Annotated in this window: 21 protein-coding genes; 5 read left to right on the forward strand and 16 right to left on the reverse strand. The window is 33.2% G+C overall.

Annotation, left to right across the window (positions count from 1 at the left end; all coding sequences use genetic code 11):
• Positions 1-53: 53 nt before the first annotated feature.
• A complete protein-coding gene (locus CKA54_RS03705) occupies positions 54-1,088 on the forward strand; it encodes an isoaspartyl peptidase/L-asparaginase family protein (protein WP_120760099.1) in 1,035 nt (344 codons plus the stop codon).
• Position 1,089: 1 nt separating this feature from the next.
• On the opposite strand, the gene CKA54_RS03710 is transcribed toward CKA54_RS03705, so the two are convergent.
• The 11 genes from CKA54_RS03710 to CKA54_RS03760 form a co-directional block, all read right to left on the reverse strand.
• Positions 1,090-1,512, reverse strand: coding sequence for a Sua5 YciO YrdC YwlC family protein (locus CKA54_RS03710; RefSeq protein ID WP_120760101.1), 423 nt, complete (start codon positions 1,510-1,512; stop codon positions 1,090-1,092).
• Entirely contained in the window at positions 1,509-4,772 is a 3,264-nt protein-coding gene (carB, locus tag CKA54_RS03715) for a carbamoyl-phosphate synthase large subunit (RefSeq protein WP_120760102.1), read from the reverse strand. Before carB ends, CKA54_RS03710 begins: the two co-directional genes overlap by 4 nt.
• Before the next feature lie 96 nt (positions 4,773-4,868).
• Positions 4,869-5,840, reverse strand: coding sequence for a catalase (locus CKA54_RS03720; RefSeq protein ID WP_120760104.1), 972 nt, complete (start codon positions 5,838-5,840; stop codon positions 4,869-4,871).
• 85 nt (positions 5,841-5,925) lie between these two features.
• Positions 5,926-6,669: a rod shape-determining protein MreC gene (mreC, locus tag CKA54_RS03725; RefSeq protein ID WP_120760106.1), complete on the reverse strand. Its 744-nt coding sequence runs from the start codon at positions 6,667-6,669 to the stop codon at positions 5,926-5,928.
• Complete coding sequence (locus tag CKA54_RS03730; RefSeq protein WP_039664565.1) at positions 6,659-7,696, reverse strand: rod shape-determining protein; 1,038 nt, start codon at positions 7,694-7,696, stop codon at positions 6,659-6,661. Before CKA54_RS03730 ends, mreC begins: the two co-directional genes overlap by 11 nt.
• Before the next feature lie 2 nt (positions 7,697-7,698).
• Entirely contained in the window at positions 7,699-8,928 is a 1,230-nt protein-coding gene (clpX, locus tag CKA54_RS03735) for an ATP-dependent Clp protease ATP-binding subunit ClpX (protein WP_039664566.1), read from the reverse strand.
• Entirely contained in the window at positions 8,921-9,712 is a 792-nt protein-coding gene (lpxA, locus tag CKA54_RS03740; RefSeq protein ID WP_043020211.1) for an acyl-ACP--UDP-N-acetylglucosamine O-acyltransferase, read from the reverse strand. Before lpxA ends, clpX begins: the two co-directional genes overlap by 8 nt.
• Positions 9,712-10,152 carry a 3-hydroxyacyl-ACP dehydratase FabZ gene (fabZ, locus tag CKA54_RS03745; protein WP_039664568.1) on the reverse strand — a complete coding sequence of 147 codons (441 nt, stop codon included), beginning with the start codon at positions 10,150-10,152 and terminating at the stop codon, positions 9,712-9,714. The genes lpxA and fabZ overlap by 1 nt, the downstream gene beginning before the upstream one ends.
• A gap of 68 nt (positions 10,153-10,220) precedes the next feature.
• Entirely contained in the window at positions 10,221-11,294 is a 1,074-nt protein-coding gene (locus tag CKA54_RS03750; RefSeq protein WP_120760108.1) for an epoxyqueuosine reductase QueH, read from the reverse strand.
• On the reverse strand, positions 11,288-11,749 hold the full coding sequence (gene bcp, locus CKA54_RS03755; RefSeq protein ID WP_043020213.1) for a thioredoxin-dependent thiol peroxidase: 462 nt from the start codon (positions 11,747-11,749) through the stop codon (positions 11,288-11,290). Before bcp ends, CKA54_RS03750 begins: the two co-directional genes overlap by 7 nt.
• The gene (locus tag CKA54_RS03760; protein ID WP_043020214.1) at positions 11,746-11,952 is read right to left on the reverse strand and encodes a 4-oxalocrotonate tautomerase family protein; all 207 of its coding nucleotides are present in this window, start codon (positions 11,950-11,952) and stop codon (positions 11,746-11,748) included. The genes bcp and CKA54_RS03760 overlap by 4 nt, the downstream gene beginning before the upstream one ends.
• Positions 11,953-12,051: 99 nt before the next feature.
• Here CKA54_RS03760 and ilvE point away from each other — a divergent pair, with 99 nt between their 5' ends.
• From ilvE to CKA54_RS03780, 4 genes are read left to right on the forward strand one after another with little or no spacing between them, the layout of a single operon-like run.
• On the forward strand, positions 12,052-12,966 hold the full coding sequence (gene ilvE, locus CKA54_RS03765; protein WP_120760110.1) for a branched-chain-amino-acid transaminase: 915 nt from the start codon (positions 12,052-12,054) through the stop codon (positions 12,964-12,966).
• Between the two features lie 12 nt (positions 12,967-12,978).
• Positions 12,979-14,049 carry a prohibitin family protein gene (locus CKA54_RS03770; RefSeq protein ID WP_120760112.1) on the forward strand — a complete coding sequence of 357 codons (1,071 nt, stop codon included), beginning with the start codon at positions 12,979-12,981 and terminating at the stop codon, positions 14,047-14,049.
• Between the two features lie 15 nt (positions 14,050-14,064).
• Positions 14,065-14,607: a DUF2393 family protein gene (locus CKA54_RS03775; RefSeq protein WP_120760114.1), complete on the forward strand. Its 543-nt coding sequence runs from the start codon at positions 14,065-14,067 to the stop codon at positions 14,605-14,607.
• Entirely contained in the window at positions 14,607-15,137 is a 531-nt protein-coding gene (locus tag CKA54_RS03780; RefSeq protein ID WP_120760115.1) for a DUF2393 family protein, read from the forward strand. The genes CKA54_RS03775 and CKA54_RS03780 overlap by 1 nt, the downstream gene beginning before the upstream one ends.
• 3 nt (positions 15,138-15,140) lie before the next feature.
• On the opposite strand, the gene purF is transcribed toward CKA54_RS03780, so the two are convergent.
• From purF to trxA, 5 genes are all read right to left on the reverse strand, one after another.
• The gene (gene purF / locus CKA54_RS03785; protein ID WP_120760117.1) at positions 15,141-16,481 is read right to left on the reverse strand and encodes an amidophosphoribosyltransferase; all 1,341 of its coding nucleotides are present in this window, start codon (positions 16,479-16,481) and stop codon (positions 15,141-15,143) included.
• Positions 16,482-17,210, reverse strand: a complete 729-nt coding sequence (gene dapB, locus CKA54_RS03790; RefSeq protein ID WP_070255348.1) for a 4-hydroxy-tetrahydrodipicolinate reductase — start codon at positions 17,208-17,210, stop codon at positions 16,482-16,484.
• Between the two features lie 70 nt (positions 17,211-17,280).
• Positions 17,281-17,577, reverse strand: coding sequence for a DUF2874 domain-containing protein (locus CKA54_RS03795; protein WP_039664578.1), 297 nt, complete (start codon positions 17,575-17,577; stop codon positions 17,281-17,283).
• Positions 17,578-17,643: 66 nt separating this feature from the next.
• Positions 17,644-18,582, reverse strand: coding sequence for a thioredoxin-disulfide reductase (gene trxB, locus CKA54_RS03800; RefSeq protein WP_120760119.1), 939 nt, complete (start codon positions 18,580-18,582; stop codon positions 17,644-17,646).
• 118 nt (positions 18,583-18,700) lie between these two features.
• Positions 18,701-19,015, reverse strand: a complete 315-nt coding sequence (trxA, locus tag CKA54_RS03805) for a thioredoxin (protein WP_039664580.1) — start codon at positions 19,013-19,015, stop codon at positions 18,701-18,703.
• Between the last annotated feature and the right edge of the window lie 46 nt (positions 19,016-19,061).

Raw genomic sequence — 19,061 nt, forward strand, 5'->3', positions numbered from 1 at the left:
TTATATTTAATTTATATTTAATATAATAGACAGTTTTAATATAAGGAGATAATATGATTTTTTTTACATATGACAAAAAAGTACTATTAATGCTAATTAGCTTGGTATTTTTTTCATGTGTTAATATTTATGCAAAAGATTTTAAACCTATTATAGTAATTCATGGTGGAACTAGTGGCCTAGGACTCACAAAAGAAGAATTTAACAAAAGAGAAAAAGTAATGAAAGAGTCTTTAAAAGCTGGTCAAACTATACTAGAACAAGGTGGGAGTTCTGTTGATGCGGTTATAGCCGCCATTAAAGTAATGGAAGATAGCCCTGAATTTAATGCTGGCAAAGGTGCAGTTTTTACCGCTGATGGATTTAATGAGCTTGATGCATCTTTAATGGATGGAAAAAATTTAAAAGCCGGTGCTATAGCAATGGCTAGAACCATTAAAAATCCTATCGAGGCAGCAAAACTTGTCATGGAAAAAACACCCCATACTTTAATAGCCGGAGAAGGAGCTGATAAGTTAGCCAAAAAGCACGGCTTAGAAATAGTAGGACAAAAATACTTCTTTACAGAGCACAGATACAAACAACTCCAAGAAGCAAAAAAAAGCAAAGAAGTGTTGCTTGATAGCGACAAAGCTAAAGCGCACCTTGGCATAAACACTGAACCGTATTTAGGTACAGTTGGCGCGATAGCTTTAGATAAAAACGGTAACCTAGCAGCAGGCACAAGCACAGGTGGAACTACAAATAAAATGACAGGACGCATTGGAGATTCCCCTATTATAGGAGCTGGCAACTATGCAAATAACGATTCGGTTGCGATTTCTTGCACAGGAACGGGCGATATTTATATAAGAGTAGCTGCAGCCCATGAAGTTGCGGCTTTATACAAATACAAAAAACTTTCCATACAAGAAGCAGTTGAGGAAACCATCAAGCAAATAGCAAAACTTGGTGGAACAGGTGGGATCATCTCCATAGATAAAAATGGAAAAGTCGGCTATGCTTGGACTAAAGATAAACTTGGAATGTACCACGGAGAAGCAAAAATCGGTGAAGAACCAAAAGTTTTTTGGCCTTTAAAAAATTAAACTAACGCAATTTAATCTTTTTGGTGCCTCTAATTTTAAAAATTTTTGAGGCACTACTTTCAAAAAAAAACTCATCTACTTTTACATCTGCATTGCTGATAGCCCATTGATAATTAAAGCTTTTTCCATGTTCGTTTGCAGAAGTAGAATAAAGCCAGTCAAAATTTTTTAAAAAATTTGCATGGCTACAATCTTTCACAACACGTATTGCTTTAGAATTAGGATACAAAAAAGTAGTTTTTTTGGATTTTCTTACAGTATTTTTAAAGTGATTTGGCACTCTAGTGAGTTTTGCTAACTCACTCAATTTAGCCGTAGCAACCAAACAAGCTTGGTCTAGAGGCCTTTTTTTTAAAGCATTAAGGGCTTTTAAGTCTTTACTTAAAAGCCCTGCTGTTGTATCAGTTTGAGCAAGATAAATCATGCTTTTAAGTATTCTTGTAAGCTCTTTACTTCAAGACATGATTTATTTTGTATAGCTTTAATCGCTTTTGCACCTGCATAAGCCGCTCTTAAATTTGTAAAATATGGGGTTTTAAAACGCAATATATTTGCTCTAATTTTTTTAGTATCACCCTTAAAACTATGCTCATCGCTAGTATTAATAGCAAGTTGAATTTGAGAATTTTTAAATTTATCCTCTACATTTGGACGCCCTTCTGAAATTTTATGCACAAACTCACATTCCAAACCTGCTTCTTGTAAAATCTTAAAAGTTCCACTTGTAGCAATAATTTTAAATCCTAGTTTAATGTATTCACTTGCTAAATCAACTGCGTATTTTTTATCTTGTTCTCTTAAAGACAAAAAGACGTTTCCATTTTCTGGTAAGAAGTTAGATGATGCAAGCTGACTTTTTGCATAAGAATTTTCAAAATCTTTGCTAATACCCATAACTTCACCGGTTGAACGCATTTCAGGCCCAAGCTCAAGATCACTTCCGTTAAGCTTTGCAAAAGGAAATACCACTGATTTTACGCTAATGTGTTTTGGTTTTTTAGCTCTTAAAATTCCATTTTTTTCTTCTACTACTTTAAAGGTATCATAAAATTTCAAACTTTCTCTTAAATTTCCTTGCCACATCACGCGTGTTGCTACCTTAGCTAAAGGAATTCCCGTAGCCTTGCTTACAAAAGGCACAGTTCTACTAGCTCTTGGATTGACTTCTATCATATATAGCTTATTATTATGGATGGCAAATTGTATATTTAAAAGTCCTACTACACCTAAATTTAAAGCAATATCTTTTGTTTTTTGCTCAATCATCTCAAGCATAGCTTCATCGATATTTACAGCAGGTAAAGAACAAGCACTATCACCCGAGTGAATTCCCGCTTCTTCAATGTGCTCCATAATACCTGCCACATACACTTCTTTTCCATCGCTTATTGCATCCACATCAAGTTCGGTAGCATTGTCTAAAAACTGATCAATCAAAACCGGAGATTTATCACTAACATCTACTGCTTCTTGCATATATAATCTAAGCTCATTCTCATCATGTACTACACGCATTGCACGACCGCCTAAAACATAACTTGGTCTAACAAGCACAGGATAACCTATTTCTTTTGCTTTTAAAATCGCCTCTTCTACACTTACTACTGTGCCATTTTTAGGCTGATCTATGCCTAAATCTTCAATAAATTTAGCAAATTTCTTTCTATCTTCGGCTAGATCTATCACTCTTGCACTAGTTCCTATGATCTTTGCTCCAAAAGCACTCAAGCGTTTTGCAAATTTAAGCGGAGTTTGCCCACCAAAATGCACTATCACCCCATCTGGCCTTTCTTTATCAATCACCGCTCTTAAATGCTCAAAATCGATCGGTTCAAAATACAAAATATCACTGGTATCATAATCTGTTGAAACTGTCTCTGGATTACAATTATACATTATCGTTTTTACACCCATATCTTTTAAAGCAAAAGATGCATGCACGCACGCATAATCAAATTCAATACCTTGTCCTATACGATTTGGCCCACCGCCTATAATCATTACTTTTTTGTCTTTTTTGTCTTTACCATCTTTAACTTGTGTAGCTTCACTTGCATTAATACTTGAGTATAAATACGGAGTTAGTGCTTCAAATTCTCCTGCACATGTATCTACTTCGCTATATTGAGCAATGATTTTATGTTTAATTCTTGCGTAATAAATATCGTTTTGGCTTAATTCAAGATTATCTTTTTGATTTATCAAACTAGCAATTTTTTTATCCGAAAAACCTAAAGTTTTAGCCTTTCTTAATAATTGCTTGTTACTTAAGATGTCCATATCTATTTGATCTTCAAAATCCACTATTGCTTTAATTTGATTTAAAAACCAAGGATCTATTTTGCAAAGCTCATAAAGCTCTTGAGTGCTAAAACCTTCTCTGAATGCTTGTGCTATATAAAGCAAACGTTTTTCATTCGCGTGGCGAATTTTTGTCACAAGTTCGTTTTTGTCACACTCTATCACATCAAAACCACTTAAATTTCTCTCAAGCGAGCAAAGTGCTTTTTGAATACTTTCTTTAAAAGTTCTTCCTATAGCCATAACCTCGCCTACGCTCTTCATCGCAGTGCCAAGCTCGGTGCTTGCGTTTGGAAATTTTTCAAAAGTAAAACGAGGAATTTTAGTTACAATATAATCGATCACCGGCTCAAAAGAAGCAGGAGTGCCTGTGATGTCGTTTTTGATTTCATCTAAACTAAATCCAACCGCTAAAAGTGTAGCAACTTTAGCGATAGGGTATCCTGTTGCTTTACTAGCTAAAGCCGAAGATCTTGAAACACGAGGATTCATTTCAATAACTATCATTCTTCCATTGACCGGATTGATAGCAAATTGGACATTTGATCCACCTGTATCCACTCCGATTTCTCTTAAAATCGCAAAAGAAGCATTACGCATTGCTTGATATTCTTTATCAGTAAGTGTTAATGCCGGAGCTATGGTGATAGAATCTCCCGTATGAACCCCCATAGGATCAACATTTTCAATAGAACAAACGATAATGCAATTATCGTTTTTATCTCTAATAACCTCCATTTCATATTCTTTCCAACCAAGCAAACTTTCTTCGATCAAAATTTCATGGATTGGACTAAGCGCTAAAGCAGTATTTGCTAGTTCTCTAAACTCATCCATATTATACACTACACCGCTTCCTGCACCACCAAGGGTAAAAGAAGCTCTTATCATTAAAGGAAAGCCGATTTCTTCTACCGCTTTTAAAGCCTCATCATAATTGTATGCATACATAGATTTTGGCAAATCCATGCCGATTTTTTTCATACTTTCTTTAAAAATCTGTCTATCTTCACCTTTTTTTATCGCTTCAGGATTTGCACCTAAAAATTTAACCTCTCCAAGCTCACCACTTTCATAAACTTCCATAGCTACATTTAACGCCACTTGTCCACCCATAGTAGGTAAGATCGCATCGATTTTTTCTTTTTTGATTATGCTTAAAATACTTTCTTTGGTAATTGGCTCTATATAAGTTGCATCAGCAAATTCTGGATCTGTCATAATGGTAGCTGGATTGGAATTGATTAAAACCACTCTATAACCCAACTCTTTTAAGGTTTTTGCTGCTTGAGTTCCTGAGTAATCAAACTCACAAGCTTGACCTATAACGATAGGCCCACTGCCTATTAATAGTATATTTTTGATATCCGTTCTTTTTGGCATATGATTTCCTAAGCTGAATTTTTAGCCAAATTATAACAAATATAAGTTTTTTAAAAGTTGAAATTCGTAAAGAATTTAGCCCTTTAAGGGCTAAAATTACTGACGATTGCCAAAAGTTATAGCATAAGCTTCATTTCTTACATCAAACAAAGGATCTTTTGGCGGATTAACTCCTTGAGGTATATCTGAAGGAAAAAACACATCAAAATTACAATCTTCATCGCTTAATGCATCTACCTTAAAAGTTCCAACTAAACTTTCTTTATGATTACCACTCCACAATGCTGTTGTTTCATCAGTAATATCATCTTGATTTGCATATACCAAGTACATTTTATATTCTACTGGTTGGTTTAATTTTACACGATTTTGAAAATCTTCTTTTAAAAAATCACTACTTGCATTTTTTATCTGCATTTCGTTTAAGTATTTTACACCCTCACTTGGAACTAATTTCCATCTTGCTGGCAAATAATCTTCACTCCCTGCTTGTTTAAAATAAAAAGTATGTATGCTAAAAAACGGAGTATTTGCAACACTCTTGCTAATGCCTATTTTATCAGTATATGCAACAAAATTTCTATATGAATCGACTTCTTGTATCATTTTACTTATTTTTTCTTGATCAACTCTACCATTAACCGGAAGTCTCATTTCAAAAAACTGACCAAATTCTTTAGGATTTTTTGCAAAATTTATTTCTGTATTTAACATTACCATAGTCCAAGAGGCAGAGTCTTTGGGACTAGTAATTCTAATAGCCATACCTCTTGTTTTGCTTTTATCATCTTTAAAAGCTCCGCCCAAAGAATACCTTACTTGAATTGGTAATTTTTTCTGCATCAACAAAGGCACGTCAATTTCTCTATTGATTGATTGAGCTGGTTCAAAAGACCCCATAGCACAAAAACCCTTTGCGTGGTTAACTTTTGCTTTTGGATTTTTAGGATCTGCATTGAGTTGGTAAAAAATGTCTGCTATTTTTTGCGCATCATACTCTACATCATTTGCATAAACAACGCCACTTAAGCAACAAGCCACTAAACAGGTGTTAATATATTTTTTCATTAAAGCTCCTAATTTTAACTTAGGAGATATTGTAATACCCAATTATAAATAATAATTTATATCAATTAAAATAAATAATGCTTTGCTATAAATTTTCCACCATATAAAAATAACTCGGCACTTTCATTTTTACATATGGCTTAACATAAGCATTTTGGTAAGCACCCTCTTCCTCTACTTTATAAATTTCCCCCACGGGTATTCCTGAAAAGAAAATCTCATCTAAACCACTTGTATAAACTTTATCTCCGATTTTAAGCTCAAGCCATTTAGGGATATACTTAACCAAAACATAATTATTTCTACCATGAGCTATACCTGGTGCTTGCTCTTTGCCTATATACACAGAAAAAATACATTCCTCATCACCTTGCAAAAGCCCCAAAGCTCTGCCATTTTTTTCTATCACGATACCCGCTGTATAGCCATTATAAATCAAACCTTTGATTTTTCCCTTATAGTCAATATCAAGCCAAACCTTATGATAATCACTAATTTGCGCATAAGAAGTTGCCTTAACTAAACTCACATTAGGATAATAAAAACTTGAGTTTTTATCACTTAAAATATTATTTAATTCATTGGCAAAATTTTTCATATAAATGTTGTTTTTTTCAAGCTCAGCATTTCTTTCTCTTAAATGTCTAATCTCTTGAGCTTGATTGAAATGTTCATTAAATTTATTTTTTAGAAGTTCAAGACTTTGAGAGAATTGATTAACAATAGCAATATTTAAATCTAAAACATTTCGCTTTATTACATCACCATAATAAAACGAAATGAATACCAAAAAAGATAAGATTAATACGCTAAGAATTTTACTCTTCATTCGTTAGTTGATGCAATAATGAAATTTCTTCTAAAGCCTTACCCGTTCCTTTTGCAACTGCTAAAAGTGGTTCATCAGCTACATAAACTGGAAGTTTTACAATTTCTGATAGATACTTATCAAGTCCGCGTATCAAAGCTCCACCGCCAGTTAAAACAACACCATTTTCAACAATATCTGCCGCAAGATCAGGTGGCATCATTTCAAGAACAATTTTTAACGCATCAGCAATTTCTTTTAAGTGCTCACGCATTGCCTCTCTTACATCTTCACTTGTTAATTCAATCCTATTTAATAAACCTGTTACTTGATCGCGTCCTTTAACTACCATAGAAAGTTCTTTTGGAAGTTGCACTGCTGAACCTATGGCGATTTTAATCTCTTCGCCTGTTCTTTCACCTATAACAAGGTTATATTTTTCTTTTACATAATTTACTATACTAGTATCAAGTTTATCTCCTGCTGTGCGGATTGATTTTGATATTACAAGTCCGCCCAAAGAAGTTACTCCAATCTCTGTTGTACCCCCGCCAATATCAACCACCAAGCTTCCTTGAGGCTCTCTAACTGGTAAATTTGCACCAATAGCTGCAGCCATAGGTTCTTCGATCAAAAACACCTCTCTAGCGCCCGCACTTAAAGCACTTTCTCTTACAGCTTTTCTCTCAACCTGAGTTAGACCATAAGGCACTGAAATGATAATTCTAGGTCTTAAGAAAGATTTTCTTCTATGAGTTTTTTCTATAAAATAACGGATCATTTTTTCAGTCATATCAAAATCAGCAATCACACCATCTTTCATAGGACGGATCGCTTCGATATTACCCGGTGTTTTACCCACCATTTCTTTAGCTTCTTTTCCCACTGCTAAAATTTTTACTCTACCATATCTTTCACGCTCTACCGCAACCACCGATGGCTCATCAATAACTATACCTTTATCTTTTACCAAAACCAAAGTATTTGCAGTACCTAAGTCAATACCCATATCACTTGAAAAAAATCCAATTATTTGATCTAAAATCATTCTCAGCCTTTAATTTTTTTATTTTTTATAAATAAAGGTTTAGCACCCTCTTTGATCACTTCTTTTGTAATGACTATGCTATATCCATGATATTCTGGCAAGTCAAACATCAAATCCACCATCATTTCTTCAATAATACTTCTTAAGCCTCTAGCACCTGTTTTACGCTCTAGCGATAGCTTAGCAATTTCTCTTAAAGCATCATCTTCAAATTTTAATTCCACATTATCAATAGCAAAAAGCTTTTGATACTGTTTAATAATGGCATTTTTTGGCTCTGTTAAAATACGCACCATACTCTCTTCATCAAGCTCTTCCAAAGAAGCTAATACATGCAATCTTCCTATAAGTTCAGGAATAAGTCCAAAATGTACCAAATCATCAGGTTCTAGTCTTTGCAGTAAGGCTTCTTTTGTATCTTTTTTATCATCAGTAAAAAAACCCATGACATTATCACCTAGTTTTCTTTTAATGATATCACCAATACCATCAAAAGCACCCCCGCAAACAAATAAAATATTGGTCGTATCAATTTGTATAAAATCTTGATTAGGATGTTTTCTACCACCCTTTGGCGGGATATTCACCAAAGAACCTTCAATGATTTTAAGTAAAGCTTGTTGCACACCTTCTCCGCTTACATCTCTTGTAATAGAGCGGTTTTCTCCCATTCTTGCAATTTTATCAATTTCATCAATAAATATAATTCCTTTTTGAGCTCTTTGTACATCACCATCTGCAGCCTGCAAAAGACGCGTTAAGATATTTTCAACATCTTCCCCTACATAACCTGCTTCTGTTAAAGAAGTTGCATCACAAATTGCAATAGGCACATCTAAAAATCTTGCCAAAGTTTGTGCTAGTAAAGTTTTCCCACTTCCAGTTGGACCCACTAGCAAGATATTAGACTTGGCTAATTCTGTATCATCATCTTCCAAATCTGATTTAAAAAGTCTTTTATAGTGATTATACACCCCTACACTAAAGATTTTTTTAGCCCTATCTTGTCCGATGACATATTTATCTAAATACGCTTTCAACTCCTTAGGGGTTATATCTTTAAAATTCTCTTTATCTACTTCTTTGTTTTTTAGTTCTTTTTCTTCTCCAAAGAAAATATTACAAGCACTTTCAGCACAGTACTCACAAATGAAAGCATTATTATAGTCATTGACCAAAATTCTTCTTTCACTTGTTTCTATTTCGTTGCAAAAACTACATCTTTTAACCATGGTTTTTTTCCTTATATATAGGAATTCCTCTTTTTGTTTCTAAAATAAAATTGCACATTTTTTTAACATTTTCACTCGAGGTATTTTCCAATAAATTTAAAGCATTGTCTTTTAAATTTCCTTGTCTGAATAAAAATTTAAAGGCCCTACTTAATACATCCACTTCATCTTTATCAAAACGTCTTCTTATACCCACCAAATTCAAGCTTCTAATACTTGCACGGTTGCCCTCAGCTAGACAAAATGGCACCACATCTTGAGAAAGCGCACTAGCGCCTGCTATCATACAACCCTCGCCCACTTTAACAAACTGATGAATAGGGGTAAGTCCACCCACTACAGTATAATCACCAAGTTCTACATGTCCTGCTAAAGTGGCATTATTTGCTAAAATAATATGATCTCCCAAAATACAATCATGTGCAATATGCGAATAAGCCATGATAAAAGCATTATCACCTATTCTTGTAAAACCATCGCCTTTAGCTGTACCCGAATTAATAGTCACAAACTCTCTAATAACCGCATTTTTTCCTATAATAACACCTGAATTAATTTCATCTTTATAGGAAATATCTTGCGGAATATCTCCCACTATAGCATAAGAAAAAACTTTTGAATTCTCACCTATAGTCACATTAGGCAAAATTCTCGCACCTTGCTTAATAACACTGTTTGCACCTATATTGGCATTTTTTCCAACATAAGCATAGGCTTCTACCACCACATCATCTGCTATAATAGCCCCATCTTCTATAACTGCACTTGGATGTATTTTGCTCATTATTTATCTACTATCATGGCTTTAAGTTCAGCTTCTGCAACTAATTGTCCATCTACAAAAGCTTTTCCTTGAAAAATCCACATATTTCCACGATTTTTAACAACACTCATTTCATAATCAAGTCTATCACCAGGACGCACAGGATTTCTGAATTTAGCATTATCAATTCCTGTAAAATAAACCACTTTTTCGCTTGGATCCACTTTATCGTCCATACTTTCAAAAGCCAATACTCCACCAGTTTGCGCCATACCTTCTAAAATCAGTACTCCTGGATAAATTGGATGGCCTGGAAAATGCCCCATAAAAACATGATCACTGATACTAATATTTTTATAACCTCTAACAACTTCTTTGTTTTTTAATTCCACGATTTTATCAACAAGTAAAAATGGATACCTATGTGGTAAAATTTTTTGAATTTGCATTACATCTATCATAAATTTAGCCTTAAAATATATTCAAAATTCAGATTTTACAAAAAAAATATTAATAAACTAATTAAGTTTTATAACTTCACTATCTTTTCTCTACTGTCAAAATAAATTTCACTTTTAGCTATAAATTCATATGACCCTTTGTTGATTTTTTCCACAATCACAAGCGGAGAAAGATCATAAGCTCCAAAGTGCTTTTGTCTTATTTTAATTTCTTGTTCCACTTTTAAGGGGTTTTGCAAAAAGTCTTCAAAATCCCTAAAACGCATTTTACACAAACTATTTAGGTAATCAAAACTCCATAGATTAATCTCATCTTTTACACTTTTATAATGCTTCAATCCTTCTTCTAAAATACTGAATTTAGTATATGAATTTTTAAAGTGCGAATAAAATAAAACATGGGCTTTTATAACTTGTTTGTTTTGTTTTATCAAAGCTCTTAACAAACGATAATTTAAAAATTTCTCTCTTTGGATTGCAAACTGAATGCCTTTTTTTTCTAAATTTTTAACTTGATTGTATAATTTGATTTTTTCTTCTATACTTGAGGGCAATACTTGTTTGTTAATAGGACTCATAAGCTCATCGATAAAAGCTTTTTGGCTTTTTTGCTTCGCAAGCGCATAAATACAACCACAATAATTTTGATGATAAAGCATATCTTGCTTAGCTAAGGCAAATTGTCTTTGCGTGCCTCCATTTTTTCTAAAATCAGGGGCTAAAAACTCTATGCCAAATTTATCACATTCTTTCTGTAGTGCTAGCTTTAATTGCTCCAAATCTTTTTTTGGAGAAGTTAAAAGGGTTGTAGTAAGCCTTTTTTCTCCTATTTTTTGAGCAAATTCAACGCTTTTTTGCATTCTAAAATCAAAACAAATTTGACATCTAGCGCCTTTTTCGGGCTCATCTTCATAACCTTTTACACTCTCAAGCCATTTTTCATATTCATACTCGCCTTTATATAGCTTAATACCTAATTTATCACAACTACGCTTAACATCTAAAAATCTAAGCTCATGCTCGCTATAAGGATGAATATTTGGATCATAAAAATATCCGATGATCTTCTCATCAGGATAAGCTTTACTTAATTCTTGTATAAAATAATGACTATCAACACTACAACAAATATGAACTAACATAATTCTTGTAACACCTTAAAAGCATGATCTTTAGCTCTTACATTTTTATATATTTTTGCAATATTTCCATCTACATCGATCACAAAAGTAGATCTTATAAGTCCTTCATATTCTTTGCCATAATTTTTCTTTAAACCCCACGCTCCATAAAGTTTGCAGATTTCTTTTTCGCTATCGCTTAATAAAATATGTTTTAAATCATATTTTTTTATAAAATTTTCATGCGACTTCACACTATCAGGACTAACACCTATAATCACAGCATTTTGTTCCAAAAAAACTTCATAATGCTGACTAAACTCGCAAGCTTGTGTAGTGCAACCTGGGGTGTTATCTTTTGGATAAAAATACAAAACAACCTTTTTTCCTAAAAAATCACTTAATGAAATTTTCACACCATCTTGATTTAAAAGCTCAAAAACCGGTGCCTTATCTCCTACTTGCAACTCTTTCATTTGTTACCTTTTGATCTTAATTTTTCTACGCTTTCTCCTCCAAAAGCAATATCATAAGGCTCAATACTTTCAAGCATAATCACTATATTTTGTTTTGGCTTATTGTATTTTGTATGCAAAAGCTCTGTGATATCTGCTATTAATTCTTCCTTTTGCTCTTTACTAAATTCTGGCTTAGCTAGCTTGATATTAATAATTGGCATACTTTTTCCTTTTTTATAAAATAAAGAATTTTACTATATTCTAGCAATTATTAGTATATTTTTGATAAAATTGATTTTATTTTCAAGAAGGACCAACTTATGATTAGGGCAAAAAAAATTTGGATGGATGGAAAAATCATTGATTTTGAAGATGCAAAAATTCATGTTTTAACACATTCATTACATTATGGAAACGCAGTTTTTGAAGGAACAAGAGCTTATAAAACGCAAAATGGATTGGCGATTTTTAGACTAAAAGAACATACCAAAAGACTTTTAGAATCCGCAAAAATCACTTTAATCAACTCTCCTTATTCGCAAGAAGAACTTGAAAATGCTCAAATTGAACTTTTAAAAGCAAATAACTTTCAAAGCAATGTATATTTGCGTCCTTTGATTTTTTTAGGAGATGGCACTATGGGAGTCTACCATGCCAATGCACCTGTTAGGGTGGCTATTGCTGCATGGGAATGGGATGCATATTTGGGCGAGGAAGGTTTAGAAAAAGGTATTAAAGTAAAAATTTCATCTTTTGCAAGAAATAGTGTAAAATCTAGCCTAGGTAAAGCAAAAGCAAGCGCAAATTACTTAAATTCCCAAATGGCTAAATTTGAAGCTATTGAAGCAGGATATGAAGAAGCTTTAATGCTAGATGAGGAAGGTTTTATAGCAGAAGGAACAGGTGAGTGTTTCTTTATGATAAAAGATGGAAAACTAATCACTCCTCCAAATGATTTTTCTTTAAAAAGCATTACGCAAGATACGGTTTTAAAAATTGCGCATGATTTAGGTATAAGCATAGTGCGTCAAAGAATTTCAAGAGATGAAGTTTATGTTGCTGATGAAGCATTTTTTACAGGAACTGCAGCAGAAATCACTCCAATTAATAATATAGACGCAAGAATTATAGGAAACGGAAAAAGAGGTGAGCTAACAACAAAGCTCCAAAATGCGTATTTTGATGTAGTTTATGGACGCAATGAAAAATACGCTTCAATGCTAACTTACATTTAATAAAGGAACTTAATGCCAGCTGATTTGAATGATTATTTTAACAAAAAAAACAATCAAAACAATAATAAGCAAAACTTGAATTTCAAAGCACCTGAATTTAACTTCAAAGGCTTTGGAAAATTTTCTCCACTTATTTATAGTGCAATTGCTATAATTTTAATTTTTGCGCTTTTTAAACCTTTTGCCATTGTTAATTCAGGTGAAATGGGGATCAAATCTACCACCGGTAAATACAGCCCTACTCCTTTAGAACCAGGACTTCACTTTTTTATGCCTATATTGCAAAAAATTACCATCGTAGACACTAGAGTTCGACAAATCAATTACGCTTCAATTGAAGGTGTAAACGAAAATTTACATATAGGCTCAGGTGTGGTTAATAAAAACAGTATTTCTGTGCTTGATTCAAGAGGTTTACCTGTATCTATTGATGTAACTGTACAATATAGACTAAACCCTTTACAAGTGCCTCAAACTATTGCAACTTGGGGATTAAACTGGGAAAATAAAATCATCGATCCAGTAGTTAGGGATGTAGTAAGAAATGTTGTAGGACAATACACCGCTGAAGAACTACCAACTAATCGTAACACCATAGCAGTGCAAATTGATCAAGGTATTAGAAAAACCATAGAAAGTCAACCAAACGAACCAGCAGAACTCCAAGCAGTACAACTTAGAGAGATTATTTTACCTATCAAAGTAAAAGAACAAATTGAAAGAGTTCAAATTGCCAAACAAGAGGCTGAAAGAACTAAATATGAAGTTGAAAGAGCCAACCAAGAAGCACTCAAAAAAGCCGCTTTAGCCGAAGGGGAAGCAAATGCTACCATTATTAGCGCTAAAGGTAGAGCAAGTGCTGTAAAAATAGAAGCCGATGCACAAGCATATTCTAATAGAGAAATCGCAAAAAGCTTAAATGCTCCTTTGCTTAGCTTAAAACAAATCGAAACTCAAAAACAATTCAACGAAGCACTTAAAGTTAACCAAGATGCTAAAATCTTCTTAACACCTGGTGGAGCAGTGCCAAATATTTGGGTTGATAGCAAAGATAGCAAAAAAACAAGCTCAATGGCAAACTAAATTAAAAGAGTGATAATGAACGTTCAACACATTCGAGAGCAAATGATTTTCTATACCACTCATTTGCACTTGATTGATTTTTTACTAATGGTTTTAGTTATATTTTTTTTCATTATCACTCTATTTATTGCTTTAATCATTAGAAATAAACCTGCTTTTGCTTTTACGGTAATTTTTTTAGGTTTTTTGTGCTCTAGTGCTATTGCATATTTAGGATATTTTTTAATCGACACCAAAGTAAGATCTAGAATCACTCATTTAGACAACGCACAATTTTTTGTGTATGATAATTCTTTAAGTGTAGATTATAGTTTAACCAATACTTCTAAAAATAATTTTAATTATTGTAAGTTAAAAGTAGAGGTATTTAAAAAAATTGATGATAATCATTCAAATTCTATAGAAAAAATTATACACACCATCAAACCACTAAGAAGTAAATCTAGCATCATAGAAAAAACAATAAAACCAGAACAAACTATCAACTTAAAAACTAAATTTTCCGATTTTAATGAAGGTCAAGATTTTGACATTCAACTTCATTCAAAGTGCTTTTAATGGGATATTTTACTATTTTTCATATTCTGGTTATTTTCATGATGCTAGCTTCCACTGCTTTGGTTTGGATCTTACTTTACATTAAAGTGCAAAACAAAAAACATATGATTATTTTTTGTGTAATTAGTTTTGTTTTAGCCTTGATTTTAACAATTTCTTTATCATTGACTATAGACCAATACACCAAAAAAGCGAGCTTAAGCAACTTTTCAACCTATAGACGCTTAGCATCTGAAAGTATTATTGTCAAAGGTAGGGTAACCAACGACACCAACTTTAAAATTTCAGAATGCTTTTTAGAGCTTAGAATTATTGATGATTATAGAAAAAAAGAGGTTGGTGGAGAAATTTTTAATCAGCAAAATTTTGACAGTATCAAAAAAGCTAACCAAGAGCAAAGAGATGTATCTTACAATATAAACATTGTTAAGTATCTTCCAGGCAATACATACAAAGACTTTTCATTTGAAGTGGCATTGCCACCCCAATTTCAAAGCTATAAAGTATTTAAACAGCTAAAATGTCGATAAGGATTATTGAATAAAATAATCCCCATCAAAACTGATCAATGAATACTTTCTTTCATTACCTATACTTGAAACCAACTCATTGATATCTAAGAAAGTTAAACTATCTGCACCTGTATACTCTCTAACTTCTTCAACATTTTTATTAGCAGAGATTAACTCTTCAAATGTTGGAGTGTCAATACCATAAATATCAGGAAATTTGATTTCTGGACATGCTATGGCTAGATGAATTTTTCTTGCTCCTGCCTGCCTTAAAAGAGCAATAATTTTTTTAGAAGTTGTACCTCTTACAACACTATCATCAATCACTACTATATCTTTACCTTCTAAAACTTTTTTCATAGGATTGAGTTTTAATTTAACTTTTAAATTTCTCATTTCTTGAGTTGGCTCTATAAAGGTTCTTCCTACATAGTGATTTCTAACTATCGCCATTTCAAGCGGGATCTTTAAATACTGTGCAAATCCTATCGCAGCGCTCACGCCACTATCTGGTACAGGCACTACAAAATCCACTTTCTCTTTAAACTTTTTAGCCAAGGCTTCACCCATTTTTTTACGTACTTCATATACGCTTTTACCTTCTATAATACTATCAGGTCTAGCAAAATAAATATACTCAAACGCACAAATTCTCGGATCAACTTGATCAAAAACCTGAATGCTTTCAATCTCATCACTACCTTGAGTAAAAATCAACATTTCGCCTGGTTTTACATCACGAATAAATTCAGCTTCTATTAAATCAAAAGCACATGTTTCACTTGCTACGATATACCCTCCATCTTTTAATCTACCTAAAGACAAAGGTCTAACCCCATAAGGATCTCTTACTACAAAAAGTTGATTTTTACTAGCCAACATAAAGCAATATGCACCTTTGCTTTGCGCTAAACTTTCTATAAATCTATCTTTTAGAGTTTCTTTTTTACTTTTGGCGATCAAATGTACTACATTTTCTGTATCCATATTAGAATGAAAAATCGCACCATTATCAATAAGCTCTTTTCTTACCGCTTCTTTGTTGATTAAATTTCCATTATGCACCAAAGAAATATCACCCAAAGAACAAGTAGCAGCAACAGGTTGTGCATCATGCAAAGAAGAATTTCCAGCCGTAGAATAACGATTATGCCCAATAGCAATGCTACCTTTGAGCTCTGCTAAAATTTGCGTGTTAAAAATTTGCCCAACCTCGCCTTTAGCTTTATGTGTTTGAATATTTAAACCATCACTTACACTAATCCCGCTTGCCTCTTGCCCACGATGTTGCATCGCAAATAAAGCATAGTAAGCCACCGTACTTGCATTTTTTGAATTAATTACTCCAACTACTGCACACATTTAAATTCCTAAACAATCATCTATATCATACAAGCCATTTTCTTGAGAAACTAGCCATTTTGCACATTTTATTGCACCTTTTGCGAAAGTAGCTCGTGATGTTGCGGTATGATTTAATTCTATAAATTCGCCTTCATTATAAAAACCAACCCTATGCGAGCCAACTATATCACCACCTCTTAAACTCATTACTGCTATCTCATCTTTACTTCTTTGTCCGATGATTCCATCTCTCCCACTCACTCTGACCTTTTCTAAGTCTAAATTTCTAGCCTTTGCAACACTTTGTGCTAAAGTCATAGCAGTACCACTAGGAGCGTCTTTTTTCTTATTATGATGCATTTCTAGTATTTCTATATCAAAATCCCTTAAGGCTTCGCTTGCCAAATAAGAAAGTTTTTTTAAAATTGCAACACCTAAAGACATGTTGGTAGCATAAAGAATAGGCATGGTAATGCTCGCACTTTGCATCAATTCATTTTGTTTAGCATCTAATCCTGTTGTGCCTATTACCAAAGGCTTGGGATTGCTTCTTGCATATAAAAGCAAATCCTCACAACCTTTTGGGGTAGAAAAGTCAATTATCACATCACATTTTGCGAAAAAATCCTCATAACTTGAGCCTTGATCAAACAAGGCACTTGACTTTGCAAACTCATCGCCTTCTAAGCAAAGCCTTATTTGTGTACCCATACGCCCACTACTTCCATGAATTCCGATATTTATCATTTAAAATCTACCTTTTTAGAATTTGGAAAATTGTAGCGTTTATTTATTTAAAAGCAAATAACACTTTTGATTAATCATCCCATTTTTGACCTAGAAAATTTCCATTCCTATCAAAAAACATTTCCATATTATTACTAAGTTTGATTTCATATCCAAAATCTTCCCAATCTACATCAACGATAAACGCACCTGGAAAAGAACTTTGAATTTTATCCATGATAGGTTTAGATAGACCATAATAATTTTGCGCATAAGGATATGCTTGTTGCATAGGCTCTTGATAATATTGCGCGTTAGGTTGATTTTGCATTGTATTTGCACTTAAAAAAGTAGCCAAAGTAGCACTTATGATTAATATTTTTTTCATTTTAGATTCTCCTTATATTTTTTTGTAGGAGAATCTTAGTTAGTTTATGTGAAATTTATGTGAAGACTAATGTAAACTTTCAATATAAGCTAAAGCACTGAGTGCTGCAACTGCACCATCACCTGCGGCGCATATTACTTGCTTAGGAGCATCTTTTCTCAAATCTCCTGCTGCGAACAATCCTGCAATATTAGTTTGCATTTTAAGATCCACATTTACTTGTCCACCTTCTTCCATTGTACATAAAAATTCACCATTATCTTGCTTTAAAATTTCATTTCTTACATTTAAACCCACAAAGGTGAAAATTCCAGGCACATCAAGTTCTCTTTTGCTGCCATCTTTCATTCCTATTTTGATCTTATTAACACCCATATTATCACCACAAACTTCATCTACTACTGCATTGGTGATTAATTCGATCTTATTGTTGTTTTTAACTTTTTCCACGGTAGAAGGAGCAGCTCTAAATTCATCTCTTCTGTGTATTAAATACACTTTTGAGCATATATTTGCTAAATACAATGCCTCTTCTAAAGCGGTATCCCCACCGCCTAAAACAGCAACTTCTTTATTTTTATAAAAAAAGCCATCGCATGTTGCACAAGTACTTACACCTTTTCCAAAAAATTCATCTTCACCTTTAAAACCCGCACGACGTGGTGTAGAACCTGTACACACAATCACAGCTTTTGCCTGCTCACTTTTTCCACCTTCTAACTTTATAGTAAAACTACCATCATCATTTCTGCTAACTTGCTCAACTCCCACCATTTCATGTTTCAAGCCAAAACGCATACATTGTTCATTCCATGGAGCCATAAAAGAAATTCCATCTAAAACCTGTGCAACACCGGGATAATTTTCGATTTCAGAGCTAGAAGTAATTTGCCCCCCAGGCATACCTTTTTCAAACATAACAACGTTTTTTAATCCACCTCTAGTAGCGTACAAACCAGCGCTTAAGCCCGCAGGACCACCACCTATAATAGCTAAGTCTAACATATTATCTTCCTTATAATTTATATTTATAAGTATTATACAAATTTTTCTTTAATTATAAATAATAAAAATTATTAAATAGTAAAAAATGTGAGAAAAAGCCACAAAAAGTGGCTTGAGATTATAAAAGTGAGTTTAGTTTATCTGCTAATGCTTGTTTTGATTGAGCGCCCACTAGCTGATCTACTACTTCGCCATCTTTAAAGAAAATAATAGTCGGGATAGATCTTACACCAAATTGAGCAGCCAAATCACCTTGCTCATCTGTATTAACTTTGCAAATTTTAGCTTTGCCATCAAAATCATTTGCAAGTTCATCAATAACTGGAGCTAGCATTCTACAAGGTCCACACCATGGAGCCCAAAAGTCTACTAACGCAACACCTTCTTTTGCTTGTGCAAAATTTTCTGCTGTTAAATCAATATATTTTCCCATTTTTTCTCCTTTATTTTTTTAAATTCTATTGAATTAGAATAAATAT

This window comes from Campylobacter sp. P255, from assembly GCF_003627915.1.
Classification (GTDB): Bacteria; Campylobacterota; Campylobacteria; order Campylobacterales; family Campylobacteraceae; genus Campylobacter_D.